This is a genomic window from Polymorphum gilvum SL003B-26A1, assembly GCF_000192745.1.
Taxonomy (GTDB): Bacteria; Pseudomonadota; Alphaproteobacteria; order Rhizobiales; family Stappiaceae; genus Polymorphum; species Polymorphum gilvum.
Genome location: NC_015259.1, coordinates 1,204,677 through 1,229,611 on the forward strand (window position 1 = coordinate 1,204,677; position 24,935 = coordinate 1,229,611).

Annotated in this window: 19 protein-coding genes, 1 tRNA gene and 1 pseudogene; 16 read left to right on the plus strand and 5 right to left on the minus strand. The window is 66.6% G+C overall.

All coding sequences use genetic code 11. From position 1 onward, the window contains the following. The first annotated feature begins 221 nt into the window (after positions 1-221). Positions 222-1,448 carry a LysR family transcriptional regulator gene (locus tag SL003B_RS05670; RefSeq protein ID WP_049792551.1) on the plus strand — a complete coding sequence of 409 codons (1,227 nt, stop codon included), beginning with the start codon at positions 222-224 and terminating at the stop codon, positions 1,446-1,448. Positions 1,449-1,459: 11 nt separating this feature from the next. Here SL003B_RS05670 and SL003B_RS05675 read toward each other — a convergent pair whose 3' ends face one another. Next, positions 1,460-2,164: a class II aldolase/adducin family protein gene (locus SL003B_RS05675; RefSeq protein ID WP_013651868.1), complete on the minus strand. Its 705-nt coding sequence runs from the start codon at positions 2,162-2,164 to the stop codon at positions 1,460-1,462. 265 nt (positions 2,165-2,429) lie between these two features. Next, positions 2,430-3,338, minus strand: coding sequence for an MBL fold metallo-hydrolase (locus SL003B_RS05680; RefSeq protein ID WP_013651869.1), 909 nt, complete (start codon positions 3,336-3,338; stop codon positions 2,430-2,432). Between the two features lie 328 nt (positions 3,339-3,666). Between SL003B_RS05680 and SL003B_RS05685 the strand changes: the two genes are divergently transcribed. Together SL003B_RS05685 and SL003B_RS05690 are read left to right on the plus strand one after the other, a co-directional pair. Next, positions 3,667-4,893, plus strand: coding sequence for an efflux RND transporter periplasmic adaptor subunit (locus SL003B_RS05685; protein WP_242390331.1), 1,227 nt, complete (start codon positions 3,667-3,669; stop codon positions 4,891-4,893). A 16-nt stretch (positions 4,894-4,909) separates the two neighbouring features. Continuing rightward, positions 4,910-8,032: an efflux RND transporter permease subunit gene (locus SL003B_RS05690; protein WP_041375394.1), complete on the plus strand. Its 3,123-nt coding sequence runs from the start codon at positions 4,910-4,912 to the stop codon at positions 8,030-8,032. 540 nt (positions 8,033-8,572) lie between these two features. Here the strand turns inward: SL003B_RS05690 and SL003B_RS05695 are convergent. Beyond that, complete coding sequence (locus SL003B_RS05695) at positions 8,573-9,349, minus strand: FadR/GntR family transcriptional regulator (protein WP_013651872.1); 777 nt, start codon at positions 9,347-9,349, stop codon at positions 8,573-8,575. A gap of 189 nt (positions 9,350-9,538) precedes the next feature. Between SL003B_RS05695 and SL003B_RS05700 the strand changes: the two genes are divergently transcribed. The 10 genes and pseudogenes from SL003B_RS05700 to SL003B_RS05745 all read left to right on the plus strand — a co-directional run bounded on the left by SL003B_RS05700 (position 9,539) and on the right by SL003B_RS05745 (position 19,237). Further along, positions 9,539-10,522 (plus strand): TRAP transporter substrate-binding protein, encoded by a 984-nt coding sequence (locus SL003B_RS05700; protein ID WP_013651873.1) that lies wholly within the window; start codon positions 9,539-9,541, stop codon positions 10,520-10,522. Positions 10,523-10,583: 61 nt separating this feature from the next. Next, entirely contained in the window at positions 10,584-11,102 is a 519-nt protein-coding gene (locus SL003B_RS05705) for a TRAP transporter small permease (RefSeq protein WP_013651874.1), read from the plus strand. Then, positions 11,099-12,376: a TRAP transporter large permease gene (locus SL003B_RS05710; protein WP_013651875.1), complete on the plus strand. Its 1,278-nt coding sequence runs from the start codon at positions 11,099-11,101 to the stop codon at positions 12,374-12,376. Before SL003B_RS05705 ends, SL003B_RS05710 begins: the two co-directional genes overlap by 4 nt. A gap of 37 nt (positions 12,377-12,413) precedes the next feature. After that, positions 12,414-13,163, plus strand: coding sequence for a glucose 1-dehydrogenase (locus SL003B_RS05715; RefSeq protein ID WP_013651876.1), 750 nt, complete (start codon positions 12,414-12,416; stop codon positions 13,161-13,163). Positions 13,164-13,179: 16 nt separating this feature from the next. Continuing rightward, positions 13,180-14,166 (plus strand): D-erythronate dehydrogenase, encoded by a 987-nt coding sequence (gene denD, locus SL003B_RS05720; RefSeq protein WP_013651877.1) that lies wholly within the window; start codon positions 13,180-13,182, stop codon positions 14,164-14,166. Next, positions 14,163-15,107, plus strand: coding sequence for an L-threonate dehydrogenase (ltnD, locus tag SL003B_RS05725; RefSeq protein WP_013651878.1), 945 nt, complete (start codon positions 14,163-14,165; stop codon positions 15,105-15,107). Before denD ends, ltnD begins: the two co-directional genes overlap by 4 nt. A 3-nt stretch (positions 15,108-15,110) precedes the next feature. Next, positions 15,111-16,385, plus strand: a complete 1,275-nt coding sequence (gene otnK / locus SL003B_RS05730; RefSeq protein WP_013651879.1) for a 3-oxo-tetronate kinase — start codon at positions 15,111-15,113, stop codon at positions 16,383-16,385. Then, a complete protein-coding gene (locus SL003B_RS05735) occupies positions 16,382-17,164 on the plus strand; it encodes a hydroxypyruvate isomerase family protein (protein ID WP_013651880.1) in 783 nt (260 codons plus the stop codon). Before otnK ends, SL003B_RS05735 begins: the two co-directional genes overlap by 4 nt. Positions 17,165-17,184: 20 nt before the next feature. Continuing rightward, positions 17,185-17,514 (plus strand): annotated as a pseudogene (locus tag SL003B_RS05740) (integrase core domain-containing protein); the annotation flags it as partial. A 142-nt stretch (positions 17,515-17,656) separates the two neighbouring features. Beyond that, positions 17,657-19,237, plus strand: a complete 1,581-nt coding sequence (locus tag SL003B_RS05745) for a Fic family protein (protein ID WP_013651882.1) — start codon at positions 17,657-17,659, stop codon at positions 19,235-19,237. 370 nt (positions 19,238-19,607) lie between these two features. Here the strand turns inward: SL003B_RS05745 and SL003B_RS05750 are convergent. Then, positions 19,608-19,684: transfer RNA gene (locus tag SL003B_RS05750), tRNA-Met, on the minus strand. Between the two features lie 348 nt (positions 19,685-20,032). Continuing rightward, positions 20,033-21,214: a tRNA 2-thiouridine(34) synthase MnmA gene (gene mnmA / locus SL003B_RS05755; protein WP_013651883.1), complete on the minus strand. Its 1,182-nt coding sequence runs from the start codon at positions 21,212-21,214 to the stop codon at positions 20,033-20,035. A gap of 351 nt (positions 21,215-21,565) precedes the next feature. On the opposite strand from mnmA, the gene SL003B_RS22690 reads away from it, so the two are divergent. The 3 genes from SL003B_RS22690 to sciP all read left to right on the plus strand — a co-directional run bounded on the left by SL003B_RS22690 (position 21,566) and on the right by sciP (position 24,915). Next, entirely contained in the window at positions 21,566-23,653 is a 2,088-nt protein-coding gene (locus tag SL003B_RS22690) for a flagellar hook-length control protein FliK (RefSeq protein ID WP_083812055.1), read from the plus strand. Between the two features lie 63 nt (positions 23,654-23,716). Further along, entirely contained in the window at positions 23,717-24,379 is a 663-nt protein-coding gene (locus tag SL003B_RS05775) for a flagellar hook assembly protein FlgD (RefSeq protein ID WP_013651887.1), read from the plus strand. A gap of 260 nt (positions 24,380-24,639) precedes the next feature. Further along, positions 24,640-24,915: a CtrA inhibitor SciP gene (sciP, locus tag SL003B_RS05780; protein WP_013651888.1), complete on the plus strand. Its 276-nt coding sequence runs from the start codon at positions 24,640-24,642 to the stop codon at positions 24,913-24,915. Positions 24,916-24,935 lie beyond the last annotated feature (20 nt).

The following is a 24,935-nucleotide window of genomic DNA, read 5'->3' on the forward strand; positions in this document are numbered from 1 at the left end:
CCGGCCGTGTTGGTCGCGATCGAACGATGCCGCCGGCTGTGTTGGGGGCAGTCTCGGTCCTGGGCTTGAAAAGCGGAAATGCCTTCTGCTTTCGATTGATGCAAAACGGTTATGGTCATGTTCTTGCTCTGACGTGAACATGATAGAAAGTGCTGACATAAATAGGAAAATTGCCTGGGCCGAATACGCTCGGGATATAGCTGGAGGAACTTCTGCCCAAGTTGCGGAAACTGCGTGCGGCCCTGGCGGTGGCCGAGGCGAACGGCTTTGCCGGTGCGGCGCGGCTGGTGAACATGTCCCAGCCTGCGATCACCCGCGCCGTGCAGTCGCTGGAAGCCGAACTCGGTGCCTCGCTCTTCCATCGCACCTCGCGAACCCTCGGCATGACCGGGGCGGGACGGCTGCTGACGCAGCGGGCGCGCCGCGCGCAGGATTATCTGAAAGCCGCGGAAGCGGAACTGCATGCCTTCGACCGGCAGGCTCCCGAGCGGACGAACATGCTCGCCCAGCATGCAGCGGATCATGAATTCGCTGCCTTGCTCGCAATTGCCGAGTCCGGCTCGATCAGTGCAGCGGCACGAGCGGCGGGGCCGTCCCAGCCGGCCCTGAACAAGTCCCTGCGGACCCTGGAGGAGCGGATCGGGCACACGTTGTTCCACCGGACCAGCAACGGCATGCGCCTGACGCCCGCGGGTGAAATCCTGTTGCGGAGGGTCAAGCTGGCCCGTTCGGAGATCCGGCAGGCCGTCGAGGAAATCCGTTATCTAAGGGGAGAGGCAGGCGGACGGATCCGGATCGGTGCGCTGCCGCTGACCCGCGTGCAACTTGTACCGCTGGCGATCGAAAACCTGCTGGAAACCTTCCCGCTGGCTGAGGTTGCGATCGTCGACGGTACCTACGAGGTGCTGCTGAAGGCTCTGCGCAACGGCGACATCGATATCCTGGCCGGGACGATCCGCCGACCGGCCCCGGTCGAGGGCCTGAACTCGGAGGAACTGTTCCTCGACGACGTCGCCATCGTCGCCTGTGCGGACCACCCGCTCGCCGGGCGCGAACGTGTCGATCTGGCAGATTGCCTCGATCATGGCTGGATCCTGCCGTTCCAGGGCGTGCCGCTGCGTCAGAAATTCGAGGAAACTCTCCGCGACAGAGGCTTGTCGGCCCCGCAGAATGTCATCGAGGCGGATTCGATCGTCGCCGTCCGTTCCCTGTTGATGCGCGGCTCGCGGCTCGCGATCCTGTCGCGCCACCAGGTCCACTATGAGGTCATCTGGGGAGTGCTGAAGATCCTGCCCGTCGACCTGCCGGACGTCATGCGTCCCGTCGGGACGACGGTCCGGGCGGACTTCTCGCCGACGCCGGCGGCGGCGGCACTGCTCGATGCCCTGCGCGCGGCCGCCCTTGTGGTGTCCGCTCAGCCGGCGCGCCTTTCTGCCGGAATACTGTGACTTTGTTACGGTCATGCCGCCCGGCTGGACCAGAAGCTCCACGCCCGTTCGACCGGAGCGCCGCCGTCGTGCCTGGCCGCTGCCTGCACGATCTCGCCGTCACTCAGATAGGATGGCCGGCCGAGACGGAGTGCCGCGGACAGCACCTCGGCGTTGTCGCGCATGCAGACCGCGATGAAGGTTGTCTGGCGAATGCTCGGCCCGACGCACAGTGCGCCATGGCGGGCAAGCAGGCAGGATGGGCGGTCGCCGAGCGCGCGCGCGAGCGAGGCTGCCATGGCCAAGCTGTCGACCAGCAGGCTGGTGTCGCCGAATTCGTCCTGGCTGTCCCACACCGGGCAGTCGCCGCCGGCGACCGCTCCGAGATGGATCACCGGACGCAGCGGCGCCGGCGCCACCGTGAAGGGCAGCACTGCCGGGGCATGGTGATGGACGACCGAACCGACATCCGGCCGTATGGCATAGACAGCTGCATGGATGACGCGTTCCAGATAGGGCTTGGCGTCGCCCTCCAGAACGTTGCCTTCGAGGTCGAAACGCATGATGTCGGCACGCTGGACCTGGCCGGGGCTCAGCGCGCGCGACAGCAGGAACGTGTCCGGTCGGGCCGGATCGCGCGCGCTGATATGACCGAAGGCGTCCAGCACGCCCTCGTTCGCCAGAATCCGGTTGGCCCGAACCAGATCGGCCACCACGTCTTCTTCGCCTGTCGGCATGGTTTAGCCTCCTCCCGTTTGACCGCATGCGCCGAGGCGGCGATGAGAGCCGGACGCCTCGTCGCCGGCAAGTCGGTCTAACGGTTACGCATCAGCCGTGCCGAAAACGCATCGTGGCGGATGACCGCACCGGCGCATCTTATGATGCGCCGTGTTGGTGCGTGCCCGCGCAAACGTTGACCGTACTGACGGGTCGATGGCGGGGGATGACGTCGGGGAGAAGTCGTTGCTCCCCCCGATGCCCGTGCCGTCATGCGTCGGCGGGTCAGCCATGACCCTCGAAGGCATATCCGCTGCCGCCGGCCGTGATGCGGCCAAGCGACGGCGAGGGGAAATGGTAGCCGCCGACAAGGCCGCCCTGCTCGCTCATCCGCTTGAGCATGGCATGGCGGCTTTCACGTGCCGCATCCGCGTTCATGTCGAACTGGACCTGCCAGTCCGGATTGGTGACGAAGAGTGCCGGATAGTGGGCGACATCGCCCAGATAGGTGAAACTGTCGGCTCCTGATCCGAGAGCGAAAGCGGTGTGGCCGGGCGAATGGCCGAAGCAGGCGATGCTGTCGAACAATCCTTCGAGGCGATCGCCCGGCGCGAAGCGCACGATCCTGTCTTCCGGATAGCCGTCCAGAACGCGGCGGACGTTGCGGAATCCGCCCCTTGCGGCCTCGGGCGCGGCTTCCATGCGCTGGGCGTCCAACCAGTGATCGAGTTCCGGCTGGGGGATGTAGATCTTCGCCTGAGGATAGACCAGGGAACCGTCCTTGCGGCGCAGGCCGTTGATATGGTCACCATGCAGGTGGCTCATCAGCACGACGTCGATCGAGGCCGGGTCGAGACCGGCCTTCCGCATGTTTTCGTGCAGGAGACCGGTCCCCGCCGGACCGTTGTCGGCGAAGCCCGCATCGATCAGGTAGTGTCGGCCACCCGTGACTATGACGAAGGGCGTGTAGGGCACCTCGATATGGTCAATGGGCAGGTCCTGGGCGGCCAAGGTCGCCTGGACCGCATCGAGCGGGGCATTGCGCACGAAGGCCGCTTCCAGCGGACGCTTCACCGTGCCGTCGCTGAACGCATAGATGTCGGCCCCGCCGAGGCTGACCTTCGCGAAGCCCTCGTTCGCCCTGCCCGTGGCACCTTGCGCCCAGACGGGGCTGAATACCCAACTCGCTCCCATTCCCACTCCGTAAGTCATCAGGGTTCGACGTGAAATCCGCATGGTTTTCCCTCCCGTGCAGGCTGGCCTGCCGTTGTTGTCGGCGATCGCGCATCCATCCTTCCGTCCGACGGAGCGCGGCGCCATGCTCAGCCTTGGCGGATGGCCGCACAAATTCAAATTGTGGCCCGGACATAAGGTGGCATCGCGCATCCTGTGAGAATCCATAGAGTTCGCGCGGGGCGACGGCCGGCCTGGGCGGGAGCGGCCGCGGTGGCGTCGGCCATCAAAATGTTTTGATGTTTCCCGTCGTATGGTTCACGGTCAGATTTGCCATAGATGCAAAAGGATGTCCGCCGATCCCGGCGGCATCATCTGGCGGTCCCAATCGGAGAAGCGCGTGTCGGTCTGGAAGCAACTTGTACTGACCCTTGTCGTGGTCGTCATCGCTGCGGCGATCTGGACCCGCTTCCATCCTGGTGCGGAGGAACAATTGGCCCGCTGGGGCATCGACTGGCTGCCCTTTACCGCAGCCACATCGGTGCCGGGCGACAACGCCGGCAAAGGTCAGGGCTGGCGGGCACCGGACGGCGTCGTGATCACGACGCCTGTGGTCGAATTGACGATCAACGACCGGCTTTCCGCGATCGGGACCGGCCGCGCCGCCCGGTCGGTCGAGGTAAGGCCCTTTGACAGCGGCCGCATGATCGAGCTTCTCGTCCAGTCGGGCGCGACGGTGAAGGCCGGCGAGGTGATCGCCCGCCTCGATTCCGAGGCCGAAGAGATTGCGGCCGAGCGCGCAGCGATCTCTTTGCGCGATACCGAGGCACGACTGGAACGGATGAAGGTCCTGCGCAGGTCCAACACGGTCAGCGACGTGCAGGTCACCGAGGTCGAACTCGCCGTCGAGAACGCCCGTCTCCAACTGCGCGAGGCGGAACTTGCCCTGTCTCGGCGCTCGGTCGAAACGCCGATCAGCGGCATCGTCGGCATCCTGCCGATCGCCGCCGGCAACTACGTGACGTCGCAGACCGTCATTGCCACGATCGACGATCGCTCCGAGATCCTGGTCGATTTCTGGGTGCCCGAGCGTTACGCGGCCGTGCCGGTCGGTTCGCCTCTGACGGCGACCTCCGTTGCCCGATCCGGCGAGACCTTCCGCGGGGTGGTCAGTGCCGTCGACAACCGCATCGATCCTGACAGCCGGACGCTTCAGGTCCAGGCTCGCATCCCGAACGTGGCCGACAAGCTGCGTGCCGGCATGTCGTTCCAGGTCGCCATGCGGTTTCCCGGCGACCGCTATCCGGCCGTCGATCCGCTCGCCGTCCAGTGGGGCTCCGACGGTGCCTTCGTCTGGGCCGTGCGCGATGGGCGCGCCGAGCGCGTGGCCGTACGCATCATCCAGCGCAACACGGACAGCGTCCTTGTCGAGGCGTCGCTGGCGCCGGGCGATGAGGTGGTCACCGAGGGGCTCCATCTCGTCCGCGAGGGCGCCGAACTGGCCATCGCCGGCCGCAGCGATCTGCCGACCCGGGCGCAGCCGGTCGTGCTTTCGCCCGCTCCGAGTGGCTCTTGAGCAGGACGAGGAACCGATGAACACAGGCCGCTTCCCGGACCTCGGATTGACCGCCCTCTTCGTTCGCCGTCCTGTCCTGGCGTTCGTGTTCAACATGCTGATCGTCGTGGCGGGCCTTGCCGCGATCTTCGGCGTCGAGATCCGCGAACTGCCGGACGTCGACCGACCGGTCATCACGGTGCGCACCGACTATCCCGCCGCGGCGGCCGAAACCATCGACCGAGAGGTCACCGGCATTATCGAGGGGGCCGCCTCGCGGGTTTCCGGTGTCAAGTCGATCTCCTCGACCTCCTCCTTCGGCGAAAGCCGCGTGACGATCGAGTTCTCCGATGGCGTCGACCTGAATGCCGCTGCGTCCGATCTGCGTGATGCGCTCGGGCGGATCACCAACCAGATGCCCGATGGCGCCGATCCTTCGCGCATCATCAAGGCTGACGCCAACTCCCAGGCGGTCGTGCGCCTCGGCCTCACCTCCGACCGGATGTCCGTGGAAGACATGACCGTGCTCGTCGAGGACGAGATCGCCGACACGCTCGCGGCCGTGCCCGGCGTCGCCGACGTCCAGGTCTACGGCGATCGCAAGAAGATCTTCCGGATCGACATCGACCAGGCCAAGATGGCGAGCCTGAACCTGACCGTCGGCGATGTCGCCAATGCGCTGTCGTCGATGGCGTTCGATTCGCCGGCCGGTTCGCTGACCAGCCGCAACCAGGACCTGATCGTCCGCGCGACAGCTGCGCTCGACACGCCCGAAGCCTTCGAGAGCATGATCGTCAACCGCCGGGCGCGGCTCGGCGACTTTGCCTCCGTGACGATGGGGCCGGATCTCGGCCAGTCGCAGTTGCGTGCCAACGGGCAGACTGGCATCGGCCTCGGGATCGTGCGTGCCGCCCAGTCGAACACGCTGGAGATCTCGCAGGGCGTGCGGGCGGTCGCCGCGCGCATCCAGGAGACCCTTCCCGAAGGCATGACCATCGAGGTCACCAGCGACGATGCGACCTTCATCAACGGGGCCATCCACGAGGTTGAGATCGCGCTGGCGATCTCGGTCAGCGTCGTCCTGCTCATCATCTTTGTCTTCCTGTGGGATTGGCGCGCCACCATCATCCCCGGCGTGTCGATGCCCGTCGCGCTGATCGGCACGCTCGCGGCGATCTATCTCGCCGGGTTCTCGATCAATATCCTGACCCTCCTGGCCCTGGTGCTGGCCACCGGCCTTGTCGTCGACGACGCTATCGTCGTGCTCGAGAACATCGTGCGGCGACGCAACGAAGGCATCGGCCCGCGCGCGGCGGCGGTACTCGGCACCGATGAGGTGTTCTTCGCCGTGATTGCGACGACTGCGACGCTGGTCGCGGTGTTCGTGCCGCTGTCGTTCCTGCCCGGCCAGACCGGCGGCCTGTTCCGCGAGTTCGGGTTCGTTCTCGCCATTGCCGTTTTCTTGTCCTCGCTCGTGGCGCTGTCGCTGTGCCCGATGCTCGCCTCGCGTATCCTCAAGGCAGGCACCGGTCAGGGCGGACACGGGCGTGCGACGGGAGCAGTCGGCGGTGCGCTGTCCGGCCTCTACCAACGCCTGCTGCGCGCCTGCCTCGACGCACCGATGGTGGTTGTGGCGGTGTCGCTCCTGTTTGCCGCCGCGGCCGGCACGCTGTTCGGAACGATCAAGTCGGAACTGACGCCGACCGAGGATCGCTCGATGGCCTTCCTGCGCATTTCCGCGCCGCAAGGCGTCAGCCTCGACTATCTGTCCCAGCAGATGCGCGCCATCGAGGCCCTGCTGCAGCCGTTCCGCGACCGCGGCGAGATCACCAGTACCTTTTCCATCGCCGGCTCGGGCGGAACCTCCAACCAGGGTTTCATGGTCATGCGCCTTGCCCCATGGGATGAGCGCAGCCGTTCGCAGCAGGAAATTCTCGACGAGGTGACAAGGCTCGTCCGCGATGTGCCCGGCGTGCGCGCCTTCGCGTTCCAGCCCAACAGCCTCGGTATCCGTGGCGCAGGCTCTGGCCTTCAGTTCGCGGTCGCCGGCAGCGACTACGGCGAGCTCGGCGCGGCGGCGAACCGCATCGTCGCCGAGATGGAACGCGATCCCCGGTTCCGTCAGCCACGGCTGTCGGTCGAAGCGACCCAGCCCCAGCTTTTCGTCTCCATCGACCGGGAGCGGGCGTCCGACCTCGGCATCGATATCAACGGCCTTGGTGCAGCGATGCAGGCCATGCTCGACGGGCGCAAGATCGGTCAGGTGTTCATCGGCGACCGCAGTTTCGATGTGAAGTTCGTCTCGACCACCAATCCGATTAACGACCCGACCGATCTGGAGAACATCTTCATCCGGACCGGCGATGGACGCTTCGTTCCCGTCTCCACCATCGCCAGGCTGACAGAAAGGGCCGTGCCTCCGTCTCTGGCGCGCGAGCAGCAGATGCGCTCCGTCGCGATCACCGCAGGCCTCGCGCCCGACTTCGCCCTCGGCAACGCCTACGATGTGGCGCAGGAGATCGCCGAACCGCTGCTGCCACCCGGGGCACGGATCATCCCGCTCGCCGAGACGGCGACGCTGGGCGAACAGTCGTCGAGCATGGCGCGCACCTTCGGCTTCGCCATCGTCATCATCCTGCTGGTGCTGGCAGCCCAGTTCGAGAGCTTCGTCAGCGCCGTGATCATCATGGCCACGGTCCCGCTCGGGCTTGCCTGTGCGGTGTTCGCCATGCTGATGACCGGCACCACGCTCAACGTCTACAGCCAGATCGGCCTTGTCATGCTGGTTGGTATCATGGCCAAGAACGGCATCCTGATCGTCGAGTTCGCAAACCAGTTGCGCGACCGCGGCCAGACCGTGCGCGAAGCGATAGAGAACGCCGCAAATATCCGGCTCAGGCCGGTGATGATGACCATGATCTGCACCATCGTCGGCGGCGTGCCGCTGATCCTGGCGTCCGGCGCCGGCGCGGAGGCGCGCATCGCGCTCGGTTGGGTCATCGTCGGCGGCCTCGGCCTTGCGACCCTGTCGACGCTTTTCCTCACGCCTGTCGCCTATCTCCTGCTCGGTCGCCTGGTCACGCCGCAGGTCGAGCAGGAGGCGCGACTGAGCCGCGAGATCGAGGCTGCACGCACTCCCAAACCGACCCCGGGAGAATAGGGTCAAAGGCGCGGTCGGCTTGCCAGCCGACCGCGGGCGGTCCGTCGCCCAGGTGCCGGAATGTCCGGCAGGACCGGTCGCGGGCGATGAGCCGGAAGCCCACGCGCAGGCCATCGGACGCCGTCTCGACCGCTCCGATCCGCTCTGCCGGGATTGCCAGCTGTTGCGTGAACATGTAAATTAGATTTACTGATCGTGGGTTTCCGGTCGGATTCCAGTCGACAGCAATCACGGTCCGAAGGACGAGGGAAGTCCCGTTCGCCCTGCCGACTCAACGGTCTAAGGCCGGATAGACTTGGTTCGGGTCATCGACGGCGGCCGGCAGATGCGCCGTGACGCTGTCATCGAGGCGGTGCAGGTGCTGATCGGGTCGGTGACGCAGGGGCGCGGCATGGGGCTGTCTGTCTGCTGGAGCGCGCTTCGGCTGCGACCGGGTAAAGGCTCGAGGCCATGTTGGTGTCACCGCGATCAAGGCCGTGGTGATGAGGCCCGAGTGATGGGCGGAGAGGGTCGCGCTGCGTCTGCCCGTCTGTCCGGCCCTCAGCGCGCCGGGCGGCTGTTCAGCATGCGGATGCGGGCGTGCTCGATGTGGTTGCGCATGGCCCGCTTCGCTTCGGTGGCGGCGCCGGCCTCGATGTGGCGCAGGATTTCCTCGTGCTCGGCCTGGACGGCCTCGACCCGCACGAGGGGCTGGAAGCGGACCAGAAACCGCATCAGCGTGACCGAGCGCGACACGTCATATTCGAGCGATTTCAGGGTGTCGACGATGCGCGGATTGCAGGTCGCCGTGGCTACGGCCTCGTGGAAGGCATAGTCGTGGTAGTGCAGGATCGCACCCTTCTGCAGTGCCTCGTTGAAGCGGTCGAGCGCTCCGCGCATGCGTTCGATGTCGGCGGGGGTGCGACGCCGGGCGGCAAGATAGGCGGCTTCCGGTTCGACGATGAGGCGCAGCTCGATGCCGTCTAGCATCTGGCCGATCCGCTCCAGAACCTCCCGCTCGGCGTCGCTGCCGAGTTGTTCCTGGGTTTCGCCGGCGACGGCGTCCTTGACGTAGGTGCCTGAGCCGCGCACCGAATAGATGAGACCCTCCTCGCGCAGCTTGTCGAGGGCTTCGCGCAGCACCGGGCGCGACACGTCGAATTCCTGCGCCAGCGTGTTTTCCGAGGGCAGCCTGGTTCCGGCCGCGATCATGCCTGTCACGATGGCATGAAAGAGGTTCTCATAGACCTTGTCGGCCAGCCGCTCGGACTTGCTCTGCTGCAGGTCGGCGAAGGCGAACTCCGCCGGCCGCGCTGGGGATGCTGGCTTTTCCATCATCCTGACATATTGGGCAAAGCGCCGTCATGGTCAATCGCGCCGCAGGGTCGGTCGATGTGCTTGCCGGCCCTCGGTTCGAACCGGATGCGATCATCAACCAGGGTCGATCAAGTTGTAAGTCAGGTTGACTGGATAAATGATCGGAGCCAAACTTCGGGCGGTGCTGGAGACACTTGGGAGGAAAAACGCATGACTCACTTTCGCAGAGCGGCGGCGGCGTCCGCCTTTGCCGTCTCAATCGCCATGGCCGGCACGGCCATGGCGCAGACCGTCCTGAACTTCGCGCATTCGACGGCGCAGAATTCCCATTACAGTATGGGTGTGCAGGCCTTCGCCAAGACGCTTTCCGAGCTCAGCGGCGGCAAGTACGAGATCCGCGAGCAGGCTGCCGGTGCGCTCGGGGGCGAGCGGGACGTGATCGAGGGGCTGCAGATCGGCTCGGTCGAACTTACCATCTCCTCGACAGGTCCCCTCGGCAATTTCGTGCCGGAGGCGCTCGTCCTCGACCTGCCGTTCCTGTTCAAGGACTACGCCAACGCCCGTGCCGTGCTCGACGGCGCGATCGGTCAGGAACTCCTCGATAAGATCAACGAGAACAATCTCGTCGGCCTGGCCTGGTCGGAAAACGGCTTCCGTCACATCACCAACTCGAGGCAGCCGATCAACACGCCGGCCGATCTGAACGGTCTGAAGATCCGTACCATGGAGAACCAGGTGCACATGGAGGCCTTCCGAGCTGCCGGCGCGGCGCCGACGCCGATGGCCTTCCCCGAGGTCTTCGCGGCGCTTCAGCAGCGCGTGATCGACGGCCAGGAAAACCCCATCCCGGTCATCACCTCGGCCAAGTTCTGGGAGGTGCAGGACAACCTCACGCTGACCGGACACGTCTACTCGCCGGCCATCATCCTCGCTTCACCAAGCCTTTGGGACGGACTTTCCGACGAAGAGAAGGGGTGGTTCGCTGAGGCTGCCAAGGCGGCGGTCGCCGCCACCCGTGCCAAGGTCGAGGCCGACGAGGCCAATGGCGTGGACCTGCTGCGCCAGAACGGCATGAAGGTGGTCGAGAAGGTCGACCTCGACGCCTTTCGCAAGGCCGTCAGCCCGGCCTACGACACGTTCGTTGCCAAATACGGTGACGACATGTTGAAGAGGATCCAGGCCGCTCAGGAATAGGACCGTCCCATCGGCCCCGGGGCTGCCGCAGCTCTGCGGCAACCCCGGCAGGAGTTCGCCCATGCAGTGGTTTCTTGCTGCGGAGCGCCGGATCACAAGGGTCGCTCTCGAGTGCTCCGTCGCCGCCCTGGCGGTCATCGTCGTCCTCACCTTCTATCAGGTCGTGACGCGCTTCGTGTTCGGGCATCCCTCCGCCTGGTCGGAGGTCGCCGCCCGGTCGGTGATGATGTGGATGGTGTTCATGGGGCTTGCGGCGGCGTTCCGGCAGGGCGTGATGATCGCGGTCGATTTCCTGATCGACGTCGGTCCCAAGCCGCTGCGCAAGGTGCTCCTCGCCGTCATCGCCGTCGCTTCGCTTTGCTTCCTGGCGCTGCTCATCTGGTACGGCACGGGCATGGCCATGCGGGTGCAGCGGCAGAACCTCGCCGGCCTCGAGATCAGCATCGCCTGGGTCTATTCGGCGCTGCCGGTAGGCGCGGCCTTCGCCGTGCCCGGCGTGATCGCTCGCTTTCTGCTCAGTTTCGCCGAACAGGACCAGTCCGGCCCCGGCGAGGCCAGGGACGTGGAGGGGCAGGTATGAACGCAGCGCTGGCATTTTCGCTGCTCGTTCTCTTCGCCGCAGCCGTGCCCATCGGCGTCTCGCTAGTCCTTGCTAGCGCCTTCGGCATCACCCTGTTCTCGAACGTGTCGCTGCTCCTTGCGGTCCAGCGGATTTTCGCCAGCCTCGATTCCTTTCCGCTGCTCGCCGTCCCGCTGTTCATCCTGTCGGGCAACCTGATGGCGGCGGCCGGGATTTCCGAACGGCTGGTGGAACTGGCGAAGTCCATGGTCGGCGGCATCCAGGGCGGTCTTGCCTGCACCTGCGTCGTCACCTGCATGATCTTCGCCTCGGTATCGGGCTCCTCCGTCGCCACGACCTTCGCCATCGGCGTCATCCTCATTCCGGCCATGGTCCGGCACGGCTACCCGGTCGGTACGGCGGCGGCGATCCAGGCATCCTCTGCCGAACTCGGCGTGCTGATCCCGCCGTCGATCCCGCTCATTCTCTACGGCGTGGCGACCGAGACCTCGATCGGCCAGCTGTTTCTCGCCGGCCTCGGCCCCGGCCTGCTGGTCGCCGCCGCGCTGTTCGTCTATCTGCTGATCCTGTGCCGGGTGAAAGGCTACGGCGCTCGGGACGGCGACGAGCGCAAGCCTTTCCTTGCGGCGATCGGCCATTCCCTGTGGGCGCTGCTGATGCCGGTCATCGTGCTCGGCGGCATCTATGGCGGCATCTTCACGCCGACGGAGGCGTCGTCCATTGCCGTTGTCTATGCGCTCGTGGTCGGCGTGTTCGTGTACCGGTCCCTGACGGTCGCGAAGATCTATGCGGCGCTGCGCAATTCGGCGATCTCGAGCACGGTGATCATGATCATCATCGCCGGTGCCGGCCTGTTCTCGTTCCTGGTCACGCGCAGCGGACTGCCGGCGATCATCGCCGAGTGGGTGCGCGACGTCTTTACCGACAAGTACAGCTTCCTCATGGCCGTGAACGTCTTCCTGTTCATCGTCGGCATGTTCATAGAGACATCTGCCGCGATTCTGGTGCTCGCGCCGCTGCTCGCGCCGATCGCGATCAGCTACGGCGTCGATCCCGTGCACTTCGGCCTGGTCATCGTCGTCAACCTGGCGCTGGGCATGTTCACACCGCCGGTCGGCGTCAACCTGTTCGCGGCCTGTGCCGTGGCGGGCATACCGATCCAGAAGATCGTTCCTGCGCTGGTGCCGATGGTGCTCGTCGTCCTCGCCTGCGTGCTATTGGTTACCTATGTGCCGATGATCGCGCTCGGGCCGGTCGAGTTGTTCTACAGGTGAGGGCTGGAGCCGCACCTTTCAGAGGAGTGAAGTCGAGATGAAGCTGAAGGACAAGGTCGCGATCGTCACTGGCGCCGGTGGTGGCTATGGCGAAGGCATTGCCCACTATTTCGCCGAACAGGGGGCCAGGGTGCTTGTCGTCGACATCCGCGCCGAGGCGGCCGAGAAGGTGGCGCAGGACATCGGCGGCGCCGCCAGCGCCTTCACCGCTGATGTAACCAGAAGTGCCGATACCAAGGCGATGATCGACGCGGCGATGACCCGCTACGGTAAACTCGACATTCTTGTCAACAACGCCGGCACGACCCACAAGAACCAGTCGATGCTGCTGATCGACGAAGCGACCTTCGACAGGGTCTACGCGGTCAACGTCAAGTCGATCTATCATGCCGCCATCCACGGCGTTCCGGTCCTGGAGAAGAACGGCGGCGGGGTCATCATCAACATCGCCTCCACTGCCGGCGTGCGCCCGCGTCCGGGCCTGACCTGGTACAACGGCAGCAAGGGTGCGGTCATCGCCATCACCAAATCGATGGCGGCCGAACTCGCCGACCGCAAGATCCGCGTCTGCGGCGTCAATCCGGTGATGGGCGAGACCGGCCTGACCGACCAGTTCCTGCCGGGAGAGGACACACCGGAAACCCGGGCCAAGATCATTGCCGGAATTCCGCTCGGCCGCCTGTCGCGACCGCTCGACATCGCCAAGGCCTGCGGCTTCCTTGCCTCCGACGAAGCGGAGTTCATAACCGGCGTGCTGATCGAAGTCGACGGCGGCCGCTGCATCTAGGTCGGCAGGAACGATCATGACGTCCATTCTCATCATCGGCGGCGGCGGCATGCTGGGCCAGGGCCTCGCACGCGCCCTGGCCGCCAGCGGCAGCCTTGCCGGCAGGACCATCGATCTGCTGACCCTCTTCGACGTGATGACCGCTGCAGCACCGTCGGGTCCGGTGTCCGTCGAGGTGTCGGCGGGCGACCTTGCCGCGGGGGGCGCGGCGGAACGGCTGATCGAAGGCCGCCCGCAGATCATCTACCATCTCGCGGCCGTCGTTTCCGGCGAGGCGGAGCGCGATTTCGACAAGGGCTATCGCGTCAACCTGGACGGAACGCAGATCCTGTTCGAGGCGATCCGCGCGGAACATCTGCGCTCCGGCTATTGCCCCCGGGTCGTGTTCGCCTCGTCGCTTGCGGTCTTCGGCGCGCCGCTGCCGGACGTCATCGGCGACGACCAGGTCCTGACCCCGATGACCAGCTACGGCACCCAGAAGGCCATCGGCGAGTTGCTTCTTGCCGACTACAGCCGGCGCGGCTTCTTCGACGGTATCGGCCTGCGCCTGCCGACCATCTGCATCCGTCCTGGCAAGCCCAACGCGGCCGCGTCCGGCTTCTTCTCCGGCATCCTGCGCGAACCGCTGGCCGGCGAGGAGGCGGTGCTGCCGGTCAATCCCGCCGTGCGCCACTGGTTCGCCAGCCCGCGCGCGGCGGTCGGTTACCTGCTGCACGCGGCGGAACTCGACACGCGAGCTCTGGGCGGTCGGCGCAACCTGACCATGCCCGGCATCTCGGCAACCGTCGCCGACGAGATCGAGGCCCTGCGCCGGGTGGCGGGCGACGAAGCGGTGGCGCTCATCCGCCACGAGCCCGATCCCGCGATTGAGGCGATCATCTCGACCTGGCCTAAGGCCTTCGACACCCGTCGGGCGCTGGACCTGGGCTTCAGGCCCGACGCCTCGTTCACGGCCATCGTCGAGACCTATCTCGAAGACCACGCACAGGACGCGCCGCAATGACGTCCCCCTCCACGGACGGGATCGTCCTGTTCGGCCTCGGTGCCATGGGCCTCGGCATTGCACAGTCGTTGCGCAGGGCCGGGCTTGCGATCCGCGGCGTCGATCGTGATGCGCAGCGCATGGCGGCCTTTGCCGCCGAGGGCGGGGCGATCGCGGCCAGTGCGGCCGATCTTGCGGCGGCGCTGGCCGGAGCCGGCATCGTGGTGACGGTGGTGGTCAATGCTGAGCAGACGGAGGACGTGCTGTTCGGCGCCGACGATATCGCAGGTCGGCTGCGGCCGGGTGCGGTCGTCATCTCCTGCGCCACCGTCGCGCCCGAACGCGCGGTGGAGTTCGAGACGCGCCTTGCGGCCAGGGGCGTCCTCTATCTCGATGCGCCGATTTCGGGCGGCGCGGCCAGGGCGGCGTCCGGCCAGCTGTCGGTCATGGCCTCGGGGACGCCGGAAGCCTTCGCCCGGGCGCGGCCGGCGCTCGACGCCATGGCCGAGACGGTGTTCGATCTCGGCGACCGGGCGGGGCCGGGCTCCGCCATGAAGGTGGTCAACCAGTTGCTGGCGGGCGTCCATATCGTCGCAGCGGCGGAAGCGCTCGCCTTCGGCATCGGCCAGGGCATTCCCGCCGGCCAGATGGTGGATGTGATCTCGCGCTGTGCCGGCACGTCCTGGATGTTCGAGAACCGCGGCCGTTTCATCGCCGACGGCGACTACCGTCCGCATTCGGCGGTCGACATCTTCGTCAAGGATCTCGGCATCGTGCGGGACACGGCCGCCGGGGGCGGCCTGTCGGTGCCGTTGGCCGAGGCGGCGCTCGCCCGCTTCGAGGCCGCGCGGGAGGCGGGGCTCGGGCGCGAGGGCGATGCGGCGGTGGTCAAGATCTATGCCCGCGAAGGCCGCATTCCCCTGCCGGGCGAGCCGGACGAGACCTTCGGGAAGAAGGTCTGACCCATGCTGCTCGGCTGCATCGGCGACGACTTCACCGGCTCCTCGGACCTTGCCAACACGCTGGTCAAGGGGGGCATGACGGTGACGCAATATTGCGGTCTGCCCGTCGCGCCGGCGGCGCCGGACGTGGAGGCCGGCGTGGTCGCCCTCAAGACCCGCAGCCTGCCGGCGGGCGAGGCGGTGCGTCAGTCGCTTGCCGCGCTCGACTGGCTGCAGGCGCAGGGCTGCCGCCAGATCTTCTTCAAGTACTGTTCGACCTTCGATTCCACGCCGGAAGGCAACATCGGCCCGGTCGCCGAAGCCCTGATGCAGAAGCTCGGCGCCGGCCACGCCGTGGTCTGTCCGGCCTTTCCGGCCGCCGGCCGCAGCCTCTACCAGGGCCATCTCTTCGTCGGCGACCGGCTGCTGAACGAGTCCGGCATGGAGGCGCATCCGCTCACGCCGATGACCGATCCCGACATCCGCCGCTGGCTGAGGCTGCAGACGCGGCAGGCGGTCGGCCACGTCGCCCATGCCGACGTGATGCGTGGCGCCGAGGCGATCGCCGAAGCCCTTGCGCGCGAGGCGGCGCGGGGAGCCGGCCTGATCGTCGTCGATGCGGTGAGCGACGGTGACCTTCACGCCATCGGCACGGCCTCGGTAGACTTGCCGCTGGTCACCGGCGGCTCGGGCGTGGCGCTGGGCCTGCCGGAGAACTTCCGCCGCGCCGGGCTGCTGACCGGACGCAGTTGGTCGTTCGAAGGCGTGAGGGGACCGGGCGTGGTGCTGTCGGGCTCCTGCTCGCAGGCGACCCGGCGCCAGGTCGAGATCTACCGCCGCGATTATCCTGCCCTCGAGATCACCGCCGATGCGGTGATGGAGGGCAGGCTGCGGATCGGCGACATCGTCGCGTTCGTGCTGTCGGGCCAGCCGCAGGCACCGCTGGTCTATTCCTCTGCAGACCCGCAGACCGTGCGACGGGCCCAGGAGGCCTACGGCGCCGCAGCACTCGCCGAGGCGATCGAAGCCCTGTTCGCCGATCTGGCGGCGGCGCTTTCAGCGACCGGCATCCAGCGGCTGGTCTCGGCCGGCGGGGAAACCTCCGGCGCGGTGGTGACGGGACTGGGCTGTTCGGCCTTGCGTATCGGGCCGGAGATCGATCCCGGCGTTCCGGCGCTCCGGGTCGAGGATGCGCCTCTGGCGCTGGCGCTGAAGTCCGGAAACTTCGGCGGCGACGACTTCTTCGCCAGGGCCCTTGCCGTGCTGGCCGGCGGGACGGCGGCGGGAGAGCGGGCATGATCGAAGCGCTGCCGCTGTCCGCCAACCTGGGCTTCCTGTGGACCGACCTGAGCCTGCCGGAGGCCGTGCGGGCCGCGCATCGGGCCGGCTTTGCGGCGGTCGAGCTGCATTGGCCCTACGGCGTGCCGGCGGAAGACCTCCGGGCCGCTCTCGAGGCGACCGGGCTTCCGGTGCTCGCCATCAACACGCCGCGGGGCGACGTGGCGGCGGGCGACTTCGGGCTTGCCGCCCTGTCCGACCGCAGGGACGAGGCGCGGGCAGGCCTGCGCCAGGCGCTGGACTATGCGCGCGGGATCGGCGCGGCCAACATCCACGTCATGGCCGGTCGGGCGCAGGGAGCGAGCGCCCGACAGACCTTCGTCGACACCCTGCGCGAGGCGCGCGACCTGGCAGCCCCCCACGGCATCGGCCTGCTGGTGGAGCCGCTCAACAGCCGCGACGTGCCCGGCTACTTCCTGGCCTGCTGCGACATGGCTGCCGACGTCATCGCGGCCTGCGGCGGCGAAGGTATCCGGATCCTGTTCGACTGCTACCACATGCAGATCATGCGCGGTGATCTGCTGCACGAGGTGACCCGGCTGCTGCCGCTGATCGGTCACATCCAGTTCGCCGCCGTGCCCGACCGGCAGGAGCCGGATCACGGCGAGGTCGACTTCGCCTGGCTGCTGCCGGCCCTGCGCGCGGCCGGCTACGCCGGCTTCTTCGGCGCCGAGTACAGGCCGCGCGGCGCCACCGACGCCGGCCTCGCTTGGATGGCCCGCTTCGCCGGCCGCGGGTGAACCTGATTGTGTCGGTGGCGGCGGCATTTACCGACAACGGCGGCAAGTTCTGCGAGACCGAGAAGCACCCTTACGAACTCTACCTCGACCTGAACGGTATCGAGCACCGCCGCACCAAGGTTCGAACGCCCCGGACCAACGGCTTCGTCGAGCGCTTCAACGGCACCGTCCTGGACGAGTTCTTCCGGGTGAAATTGCGCGAGACCTTCTACGGCAGCGTCGACGCGCTTCAGGCCGATCTCGACGCATGGCTCGTCAACTACAACACCGAACGCCTCCATCTGGGCTATCGAAACATGGGAAGACGGCCCATCGAAACCGTCATGTCATTCGTCAGTCAAAAAGCTTAAGCGGACACGTTATCGACGCTCACATCTTCTTGTGAGCGTTTTTCGACATTGGTGATTGATTTTCAATCCTCGGACTGTAAATTCTTTTCGACAGATGTGTGAACGTATGATCGCTTTTCGACGGTCATGAGAGAAAGCCGACATGGAACTCGACATCGGGAAGCCCGCCCATTTTCAGAATCAGCCCGTTCCAGAGGGCACGCGGCTCGCAGGGTGGGCTGCGCTTATCCACGCGCTTGGCGTGAAGGCGCCGGTGAGAAATCCGGCCTGCATCTCCGAACGGCATGTGCGCGGCAATCGCCGGCAGGAGGGCACCTGGGAGGTCTATGACAAACGGTATCAGCCGGACGACACCCTGGATGGGCATCTCGGCTTTGCCCTGCGCCATGAGCCGATCGATCTTCTGGTTCTCAAACGCATCCTCGATGCGCTGCCGGAACAAGACCTCATAGACTTCATCCAGCGGACACCGACCGGCGCAGTGACGCGGCGCGCGTGGTTCTTTTACGAGACCCTGAGCGGCAAGCGGCTCGACATAGACGACGCCCCCACAGTCACCGCCGTCGACGCCCTCGATCCCGAAGCCTATTTCACCGGTCCCCCATCGCTTTCCCTGCGCCATCGTGTGCGCAACAATCTGCTTGGTACGGGCGCGTTCTGCCCGATCATCAGGCGCACAGAAAAACTGGAAGCATTTCTGGCCCTAGATCTTTCCAGGAAGGCGCAGGAGACGATCGGGCGAACGGGCGCACATGTCGTTTCCCGGGCCGCAAGCTTTCTCCTCCTCGCCGACAGCCGCGCCAGCTTCGAGATCGAAGGGGAACGCGCACCAGCCAATCGGCTCGAGCGCTGGGGGCGAGCCGTTCTGGAGGCCGGCAAGCGTCCACTAAACAGAGAAGAGATCTACCGCCTGCACCGCATCCTGATCGGCGACGATCGGTTCACCGAGATCGGATATCGCAGCGAGGGCGTGTTTCTGGGCGAGCGGGACCACAACCATGACCCACTGCCCGAGTTCATCGGAGCCCGCCCTCAGGATGTTCCCGACATCATGACCGGCCTCAATGGCTGCAACAACAGGCTGCGGACCTCGGACGTCGATCCGGTCCTGCAGGCGGCTGCAATCGGGTTCGGGTTTGTTTACGTCCACCCGCTGGCCGACGGCAATGGACGACTGCACCGCTGTCTCATCCACCACGTACTCGCCGAGCGCAAATATACCCCGCCCGGCATGGTGTTTCCTGTCTCGGCTGTTATGCTGGATCGCATCGACGACTACGCCGCGACCCTGAAGCGGCACTCCGGTCCTCTGATGGAGTTCATGGACTGGCGCGCGCTGCCCAACCACAATGTCGAGGTCACCAACGATACGGCGGACCTCTACCGCTATTTCGACTGCACAGAGGAGGCCGAGTTCCTCTTTAGCTGCGTGCAGCGAACCGTCGAGATCGATCTGCCGCGCGAGATAGACTACCTCAAGTGCCGCGATCAGGCGCTGACCGCCATCATGAACCTGGTTGAAATGCCCGACCGCATGGCCCAGGATCTCATCATGCATATCCGCCAGAACGGCGGCTTACTTAGCAAACGCCGCCGCACCGGCGAGTTTGAGAAACTGCGCAACGATGAGGTTCAGGAGATCGAGACAATTGTCGCGGATGCTTTTGAGGGTTTCGACGACAAATACAGTGTAGGATCGCCCTTTTTCGTAGGAAAAAACTAGACATGAACCTGATATTACGGGGTGCCCAATCAGTCGTTATCGAAAATCGATGCGCGATTCAGAAATATAAGGTCAAGGCTGCGATTGTCTGCAGTTCGAACCGAGACGGGACAAACAGCTCTATCCAGGACTCGCCGTCCCAACCAAAACCACAGAATAAGACCAGCGACGCCTTGGCTGGCGTTGTCCGCGAGAGCCAGAAGGGACGCGCCGGAGCGGGTCACAAATGGTAGCGCTTGGCATTGAACCCCCGCTAGAAATTTCCGTTTGAAATCAGCCAGTTGATCCAATCAACATACATTTTGCGAATTAGCCAAGAGAATTAGTTTGCGGATTTTCTTAAAGAAATCAATCGCATAGAAGAATGATTTGGTAGCGGAGGAGGGACTCGAACCCCCGACACGCGGATTATGATTCCGCTGCTCTAACCAACTGAGCTACTCCGCCAGCCGTGCGGCGGCCTCGGGGGCCGCGGGCGTGGGCTGCTTATAAGGAGGCGCGCGGCGCGCTGTCAAGCCTGTCCTTGGGCGCCGGAGCGCGGGCGGTCGGCCGGTGCCGGCCGGCAGTTGCCGTGGCTGCGGGCGGGCTGCGGACAGGCGGCGGGCGCGGGTTTTGCGGGCGGTGTCCGGCGCCGGTCCCGATTGCGGCCTGCGGCCGGTCCGATCGGATCCCGCGCACCGTCCGAAGCGGCTGCGACGGGTCCTGTCCGTGTCCCGAGACCGTCCGGAAACTGTCTTGAGACCGTCCGGCGCGGCGGAGTGGTGCAGGTCGAGGCCGGTTGCCCCACCCTCGGCCTCAGCCGGCGGCAGCGCACGGCGAGACGACCGTGTCGGGGAGCGCGCCGGGGGAGACGGGCACGGCGCGGGCGATCCAGCCGCCGCCGAGCACGCGCGCCTCGGCACCGTCGGCGTCGTAGAAGACGCAGGCCTGGCCCGGCGCGACTCCGGTCTCGCCGTCGGCGAGTTCGACCTCGATCGCGCCGTCGGCGTGGCGGGTCAGCACGGCGGGCACCGGCGGGCGGGTCGAGCGCACCTTGGCGAACAGCGCGACCGGTGCGCCGGGGTCGAGCGGTTCGGCGCCGAGCCAGTTGAGGTCACGCAGCGAAAGCCGGCGGGTCGCCAGCGCATCCCTGGGCCCGACGACGACCCGGCGCGCGGCGGCGTCGAGGCGCACGACATAGAGCGGTTCGCCGGCCGCGATGCCGAGGCCGCGACGCTGGCCGACGGTGTAGTGGATGATGCCGTCGTGGCGGCCGAGCACGCGGCCGTCGACATGGACGATGTCGCCCGGCTCGGCGGCGTCGGGGCGCAGGCGGGCGATGACGTCGGCATAGCGGCCCTTCGGCACGAAGCAGATGTCCTGGCTGTCCTGCTTGTCGGCGACGGCGAGGCCGAACCGGCGCGCCAGCGCGCGCACCTCGGCTTTCGGCCGGCCGCCGAGCGGGAAGCGCAGGAAGTCGAGCTGCTCCTGGGTGGTGGCGAACAGGAAGTAGCTCTGGTCGCGGTCGAGGTCGGCCGGGCGGTAGAGGGCGCGGCGGTTGCCGGCCGGCGCGGAGCGCACGTAGTGGCCGGTTGCCAGCACGTCGGCGCCGAGCGTCCTGGCCGTCTCCAGCAGGTCGGAGAACTTGACCGTCTGGTTGCAGGCGACGCAGGGGATCGGCGTCTCGCCGGCCATGTAGCTCTCGGCGAAGCGGTCGATCACCGCCTCCTTGAAGCGGCGCTCGTAGTCGAGCACGTAATGCGGGATGCCGAGCCGCTCGGCGACCCGGCGCGCGTCGTGGATGTCCTGGCCGGCGCAGCAGGCGCCGGCGCGTTGCACGGCGGCGCCGTGGTCGTAGAGTTGCAGCGTGACGCCGACGACGTCGTAGCCTTCCTGCTTCATCAGGCCGGCGACGACGGAGGAATCGACGCCGCCCGACATGGCGACGACCACGCGCGTGTCCTGAGGACGGCGGGGCAGGTCGAGACTGTTCAGCATGCGGTCAGCCTTGCCGCGTCCGGGGGAGGCCGGAGCGCGAAATTAAAGGGCCGGCCCGCCGCGCCGGCCGTTTCGTCGCGGCGCACCAGGCGCGCGTCGACGCGGAAGGACGCCGGGCGGGGATCGGCCGGTCAGTGAAAGGTGCCGCACTATACAGGGCTTCGCCCGCAAAGCCAAATGCGGCGGGCAAGCTTTGCCGGTCGGGCATATTCTGCCGGGATGCCGGTGCTGCAGCTTGTGGATCCTGACCTACAAGTCCTTGAGAGGAATAGATAAAAGATCTGGTGCGGGTTGGCGCGCAGGTTGCTTTGGTATCCGGCGAAGGCTCTGCCGCGACGGGCGGAGTGTGTCATGAGGGTGGTCGTGCAGGCGTTTCAGCTACGGGCGGATCTGATCGGTGGTTCTGGCGGCGGGCCGGGTCTCGGTGGTGCCGACGGCGTGCGCGCCGGCGTGGCCGAGGGCGGTGGTCCCTTTGGGGCGTTGCTCGGTGCAGTCTCTGGCGTGGACGGCAGCGCGGGTGCCGCGGGCGGCGGTCCTGGAGGCGTGAGGCCTGCCGGGTCCGTGCCCGCAGGCGGGCTGCTGTCTGCTGTGGCGGTGCTGTCGTCGCCTGTGGGTGCCGATGTCGATGTCCTTGCGGTCGCCGGCGCGACGGCGGACGGGCCGGCGGTTCCGGCGGCCGACGGCGCGGCGCAGGCCCTGGTCGCTGCGGGCGAGATCTGGCAGGTGTTCGCGCCGATGCCTGGATCCGGCGCCGGGGCCGCGGCCGATCCGGAGGCGTCCGGGCCGGACGACGCCGATCGGGATGGGGCGGGTGCGGTCGAGACGGGCGTCGTTGACGTCGACGGGGTCGCTGCCCTGGTCCAGTCCTTTCCGGAAGGGTTTGCCGGTGCCGTCCCTTCGGGCGGTCTGGCTGCGGATGCGCCGGCCGGGCCTGGTGCGGATCTCGATGTGGCCTCTGCCCCGTTCGATCCGCACTCCGGCTCGCGCTCGGGTCCGGCGGGTGCTCCGCCGGCGCCGCTCGGTCCGGCCGCCGGCGTGATGCCCGGTTCTGCCGGGGCCGGGCAGTCGCCAGGAGATGCTGCTCCCCTGTCCGGATCCGGGGTGCTCCCTGCCGCCGCGCAGGCGACTCCGGCCGGCGCGGGCGGCGAGGCGCCGTTGCCCACCGGTGTCGCCGCCGGGGAGATTGCGGTCGCTCTGCGGCCTGCTGGCGCCGATGCCATGGGTGCAGGGCCGGTCGCGGCCTCCAGCGATGGACCCGATCCGCTCGGGCTCGCCGCCGCTTCCACATCGGGCGGGGTTGGTCTTGCCGCTTCCGCTCCTGCTGATCCGGCTGTGTTGCCGTCCGTCGCCCGGACCCTGACCGCATCCGCCGGTCAGGGTGCCGAGGCGGGTGCATTGCCGCAGGTCCCGCTCGCCGACGGGGCGGCCAAGGCTGTCGATCCGCGCGCTGCTTCTCCGTTGCCTGGCGCGGCGGGGAGCGCCGCCGCCGTGGTGCCGGGTGGGGTGGCAGAGGGGAGTGCCGCCACAGCCGCTCCGGCGCAGACATCAACCGTTGGTCTCCAGGGGCACCCCCAGGCGACGGAGGTCGATGAGGAGCGTGCGGGCAGCGCGACGCCGGGACAAGCTTCAGCAGGACTCCGGCAGGAGTCCGGCGCACTTCCGGCTGCAAGCCGGCGGGAGGTCGGAGGGTTTGACGGTGCCGTCGTTGCGGACGGGCGGGTCGGCGAGGGCGGCGGCGATGGCGCCGCGACCGGCCGCGATGTCCGCTCCGACCGGCCGGGCGAGGCAAGCGTCCGGACGCAGGGCGGCGAAAACGGCCCGACTGCGCCGGCCGCGGCGCGCGCCCTTGCGGCTGCGGAACTGGCCGCCGTCGCCTCGGATGCTGCCCAGGACGGCGGCGATGGCGCCGAACTGCAGCCGCTTTCCCTGGATGCGCGCGGTTCCGCGCGCGCCGATGCCATGAGCCTCGGTCGCGCCAGCGCGCAAGGGCCGTCGGCCCAGGCCCAGGCTGCCGCGGCGCAGATCGCCGGTCAGATCGTTCATCATCTGCGCAACGGCCAAAGCCGGTTCCAGATGCGGCTCGATCCGCCGGAACTCGGCCGGGTCGAGGTGCATATGCGGGTGTCGTCCGAGGGCGTCGTGCAGGCGCATCTGGTCGTCGAGCGCTCCGAAACGCTCGACCTGTTCCTGCGCGACCAGCGCGGACTGGAGCGTGCGCTGGAGCAGGCAGGTCTGCGTACCGATAGCGGGTCTGTGCAGTTTTCCCTGCGAGATCAGGGTGGTAGCCAGTTCACCTTTGCCGATCAGGGGCGCGAGGGTCAGGCGCGGTCGGACAGCAGCGGCGATGAAACGGCCGAGACTTCGGATCCAGGCGACATCGAACAGGTCGTCCAGCTCTACCGGACGGGCGGCCGATCCGGCCTGGATATCAGGGTTTAACCTCCGGGCCCGAGGCCCGGCACAGTCGCCGACGACGACGGTCGGCGTTCAGGAGTGAAGCTCATGGCAGAGGTCGGCTCGACCACTTCGGCATCGGCAACGACATCGTCCTCATCGAAGAGCCGGGAGACGCTGCTCGGCAGCTACGACCTGTTCCTGACGCTGCTGACTACGCAGATCAAGAACCAGGATCCGCTCGATCCGCTCGATACGGCGCAGTTCACGAACCAGCTCGTCCAGTATTCCTCGGTCGAACAGTCGATCCTCACCAACACCTATCTCGAACAGCTGATGGCCAGCGTCAAAAGCGGCCAGGCCTCGGGCTATGTCAGCTATCTCGGGGCCGAGGTCACGGCGAGTGGCGACACGGCCATGCTCGAGTCGGGATCGGCGTCGTGGGCCTACAAGGTTTCGGAAGATGCGACAGGCTTCGTCAAGATCCGCAATTCCGACGGCGCAGTCGTCTACGAGGGCGAGGTCGACCTAGCGGCTGGAAGCGGAACCTACACCTGGGACGGCAAGACCAGCACGGGCGGCACGGCAGCCGACGGGGCCTATACGATCTCGTTCTCTGTCTTCGACGGCGCTGGAAAGGCGGAAACCGTGACGACCAAGGTCAGCGGAATCGTCGACAAGGTCGACATATCGAGCGGCGAAGCCTTCCTGAAGATAGGTGCGGTGAGGGTTCCCGTCAGTTCCGTCACCTCCGTTGCCAGGGTCGGCTGAGCCGGTCCTGCCTCATCGCGGTCGTTCCTGCCGACGCCGTTCGGGCCCCTACGATTTCCGGCGGACAGGCCATCTGGCATGGTGAAGAATATGCTAAAGGGCCGGTTTTCGTCCGGTCCGCGTTCGGTCGGAGTTTCTTAAATATCGTTCAAGTTTTTGCGTTTTCATAGTTAATGGATGGTGTATCCCTGCTTAGGTAAATTTTAAACCCCGCCGTGTACTCTCAATCTAAACCTGGTCATGGTTAGTGTGAGAGTACAATGACCGAGCAAGTTCGTTCGCGTGTAAAGTATGTCATCGGGCCCGACGGCAGCCCGTTAACGATTGCCGATCTGCCGCCGCCGAGCACCAAGCGCTGGGTGATCCGCAGAAAGGCTGAAGTCGTCGCGGCCGTAAGGGGCGGACTGCTCTCGCTGGAGGAGGCGTGCCACCGGTACACCCTGACGGTCGAGGAATTCCTGTCGTGGCAAAGCTCGATCGAGCGACACGGACTTGCGGGTCTGAGGGCGACTCGGATCCAGCAATACCGGAACTAGCTGGATAAGCCTGATCCGAA

Coding starts and splice junctions, on each gene's coding strand:
- otnK (WP_013651879.1), top strand. CDS start 15,111: ATGCTGCTCGGCTGCATCGGCGACGACTTCACCGGCTCCTCGGACCTT.
- SL003B_RS22690 (WP_083812055.1), top strand. CDS start 21,566: ATGAGGGTGGTCGTGCAGGCGTTTCAGCTACGGGCGGATCTGATCGGT.
- mnmA (WP_013651883.1), bottom strand. CDS start 21,214: ATGCTGAACAGTCTCGACCTGCCCCGCCGTCCTCAGGACACGCGCGTG.
- SL003B_RS05710 (WP_013651875.1), top strand. CDS start 11,099: ATGAACGCAGCGCTGGCATTTTCGCTGCTCGTTCTCTTCGCCGCAGCC.
- SL003B_RS05680 (WP_013651869.1), bottom strand. CDS start 3,338: ATGGGAGCGAGTTGGGTATTCAGCCCCGTCTGGGCGCAAGGTGCCACG.
- ltnD (WP_013651878.1), top strand. CDS start 14,163: ATGACGTCCCCCTCCACGGACGGGATCGTCCTGTTCGGCCTCGGTGCC.
- SL003B_RS05695 (WP_013651872.1), bottom strand. CDS start 9,349: ATGATGGAAAAGCCAGCATCCCCAGCGCGGCCGGCGGAGTTCGCCTTC.
- denD (WP_013651877.1), top strand. CDS start 13,180: ATGACGTCCATTCTCATCATCGGCGGCGGCGGCATGCTGGGCCAGGGC.
- SL003B_RS05675 (WP_013651868.1), bottom strand. CDS start 2,164: ATGCCGACAGGCGAAGAAGACGTGGTGGCCGATCTGGTTCGGGCCAAC.
- SL003B_RS05715 (WP_013651876.1), top strand. CDS start 12,414: ATGAAGCTGAAGGACAAGGTCGCGATCGTCACTGGCGCCGGTGGTGGC.
- SL003B_RS05690 (WP_041375394.1), top strand. CDS start 4,910: ATGAACACAGGCCGCTTCCCGGACCTCGGATTGACCGCCCTCTTCGTT.
- SL003B_RS05775 (WP_013651887.1), top strand. CDS start 23,717: ATGGCAGAGGTCGGCTCGACCACTTCGGCATCGGCAACGACATCGTCC.
- SL003B_RS05745 (WP_013651882.1), top strand. CDS start 17,657: ATGGAACTCGACATCGGGAAGCCCGCCCATTTTCAGAATCAGCCCGTT.
- SL003B_RS05700 (WP_013651873.1), top strand. CDS start 9,539: ATGACTCACTTTCGCAGAGCGGCGGCGGCGTCCGCCTTTGCCGTCTCA.
- SL003B_RS05685 (WP_242390331.1), top strand. CDS start 3,667: ATGTCCGCCGATCCCGGCGGCATCATCTGGCGGTCCCAATCGGAGAAG.
- SL003B_RS05705 (WP_013651874.1), top strand. CDS start 10,584: ATGCAGTGGTTTCTTGCTGCGGAGCGCCGGATCACAAGGGTCGCTCTC.
- SL003B_RS05735 (WP_013651880.1), top strand. CDS start 16,382: ATGATCGAAGCGCTGCCGCTGTCCGCCAACCTGGGCTTCCTGTGGACC.
- sciP (WP_013651888.1), top strand. CDS start 24,640: ATGACCGAGCAAGTTCGTTCGCGTGTAAAGTATGTCATCGGGCCCGAC.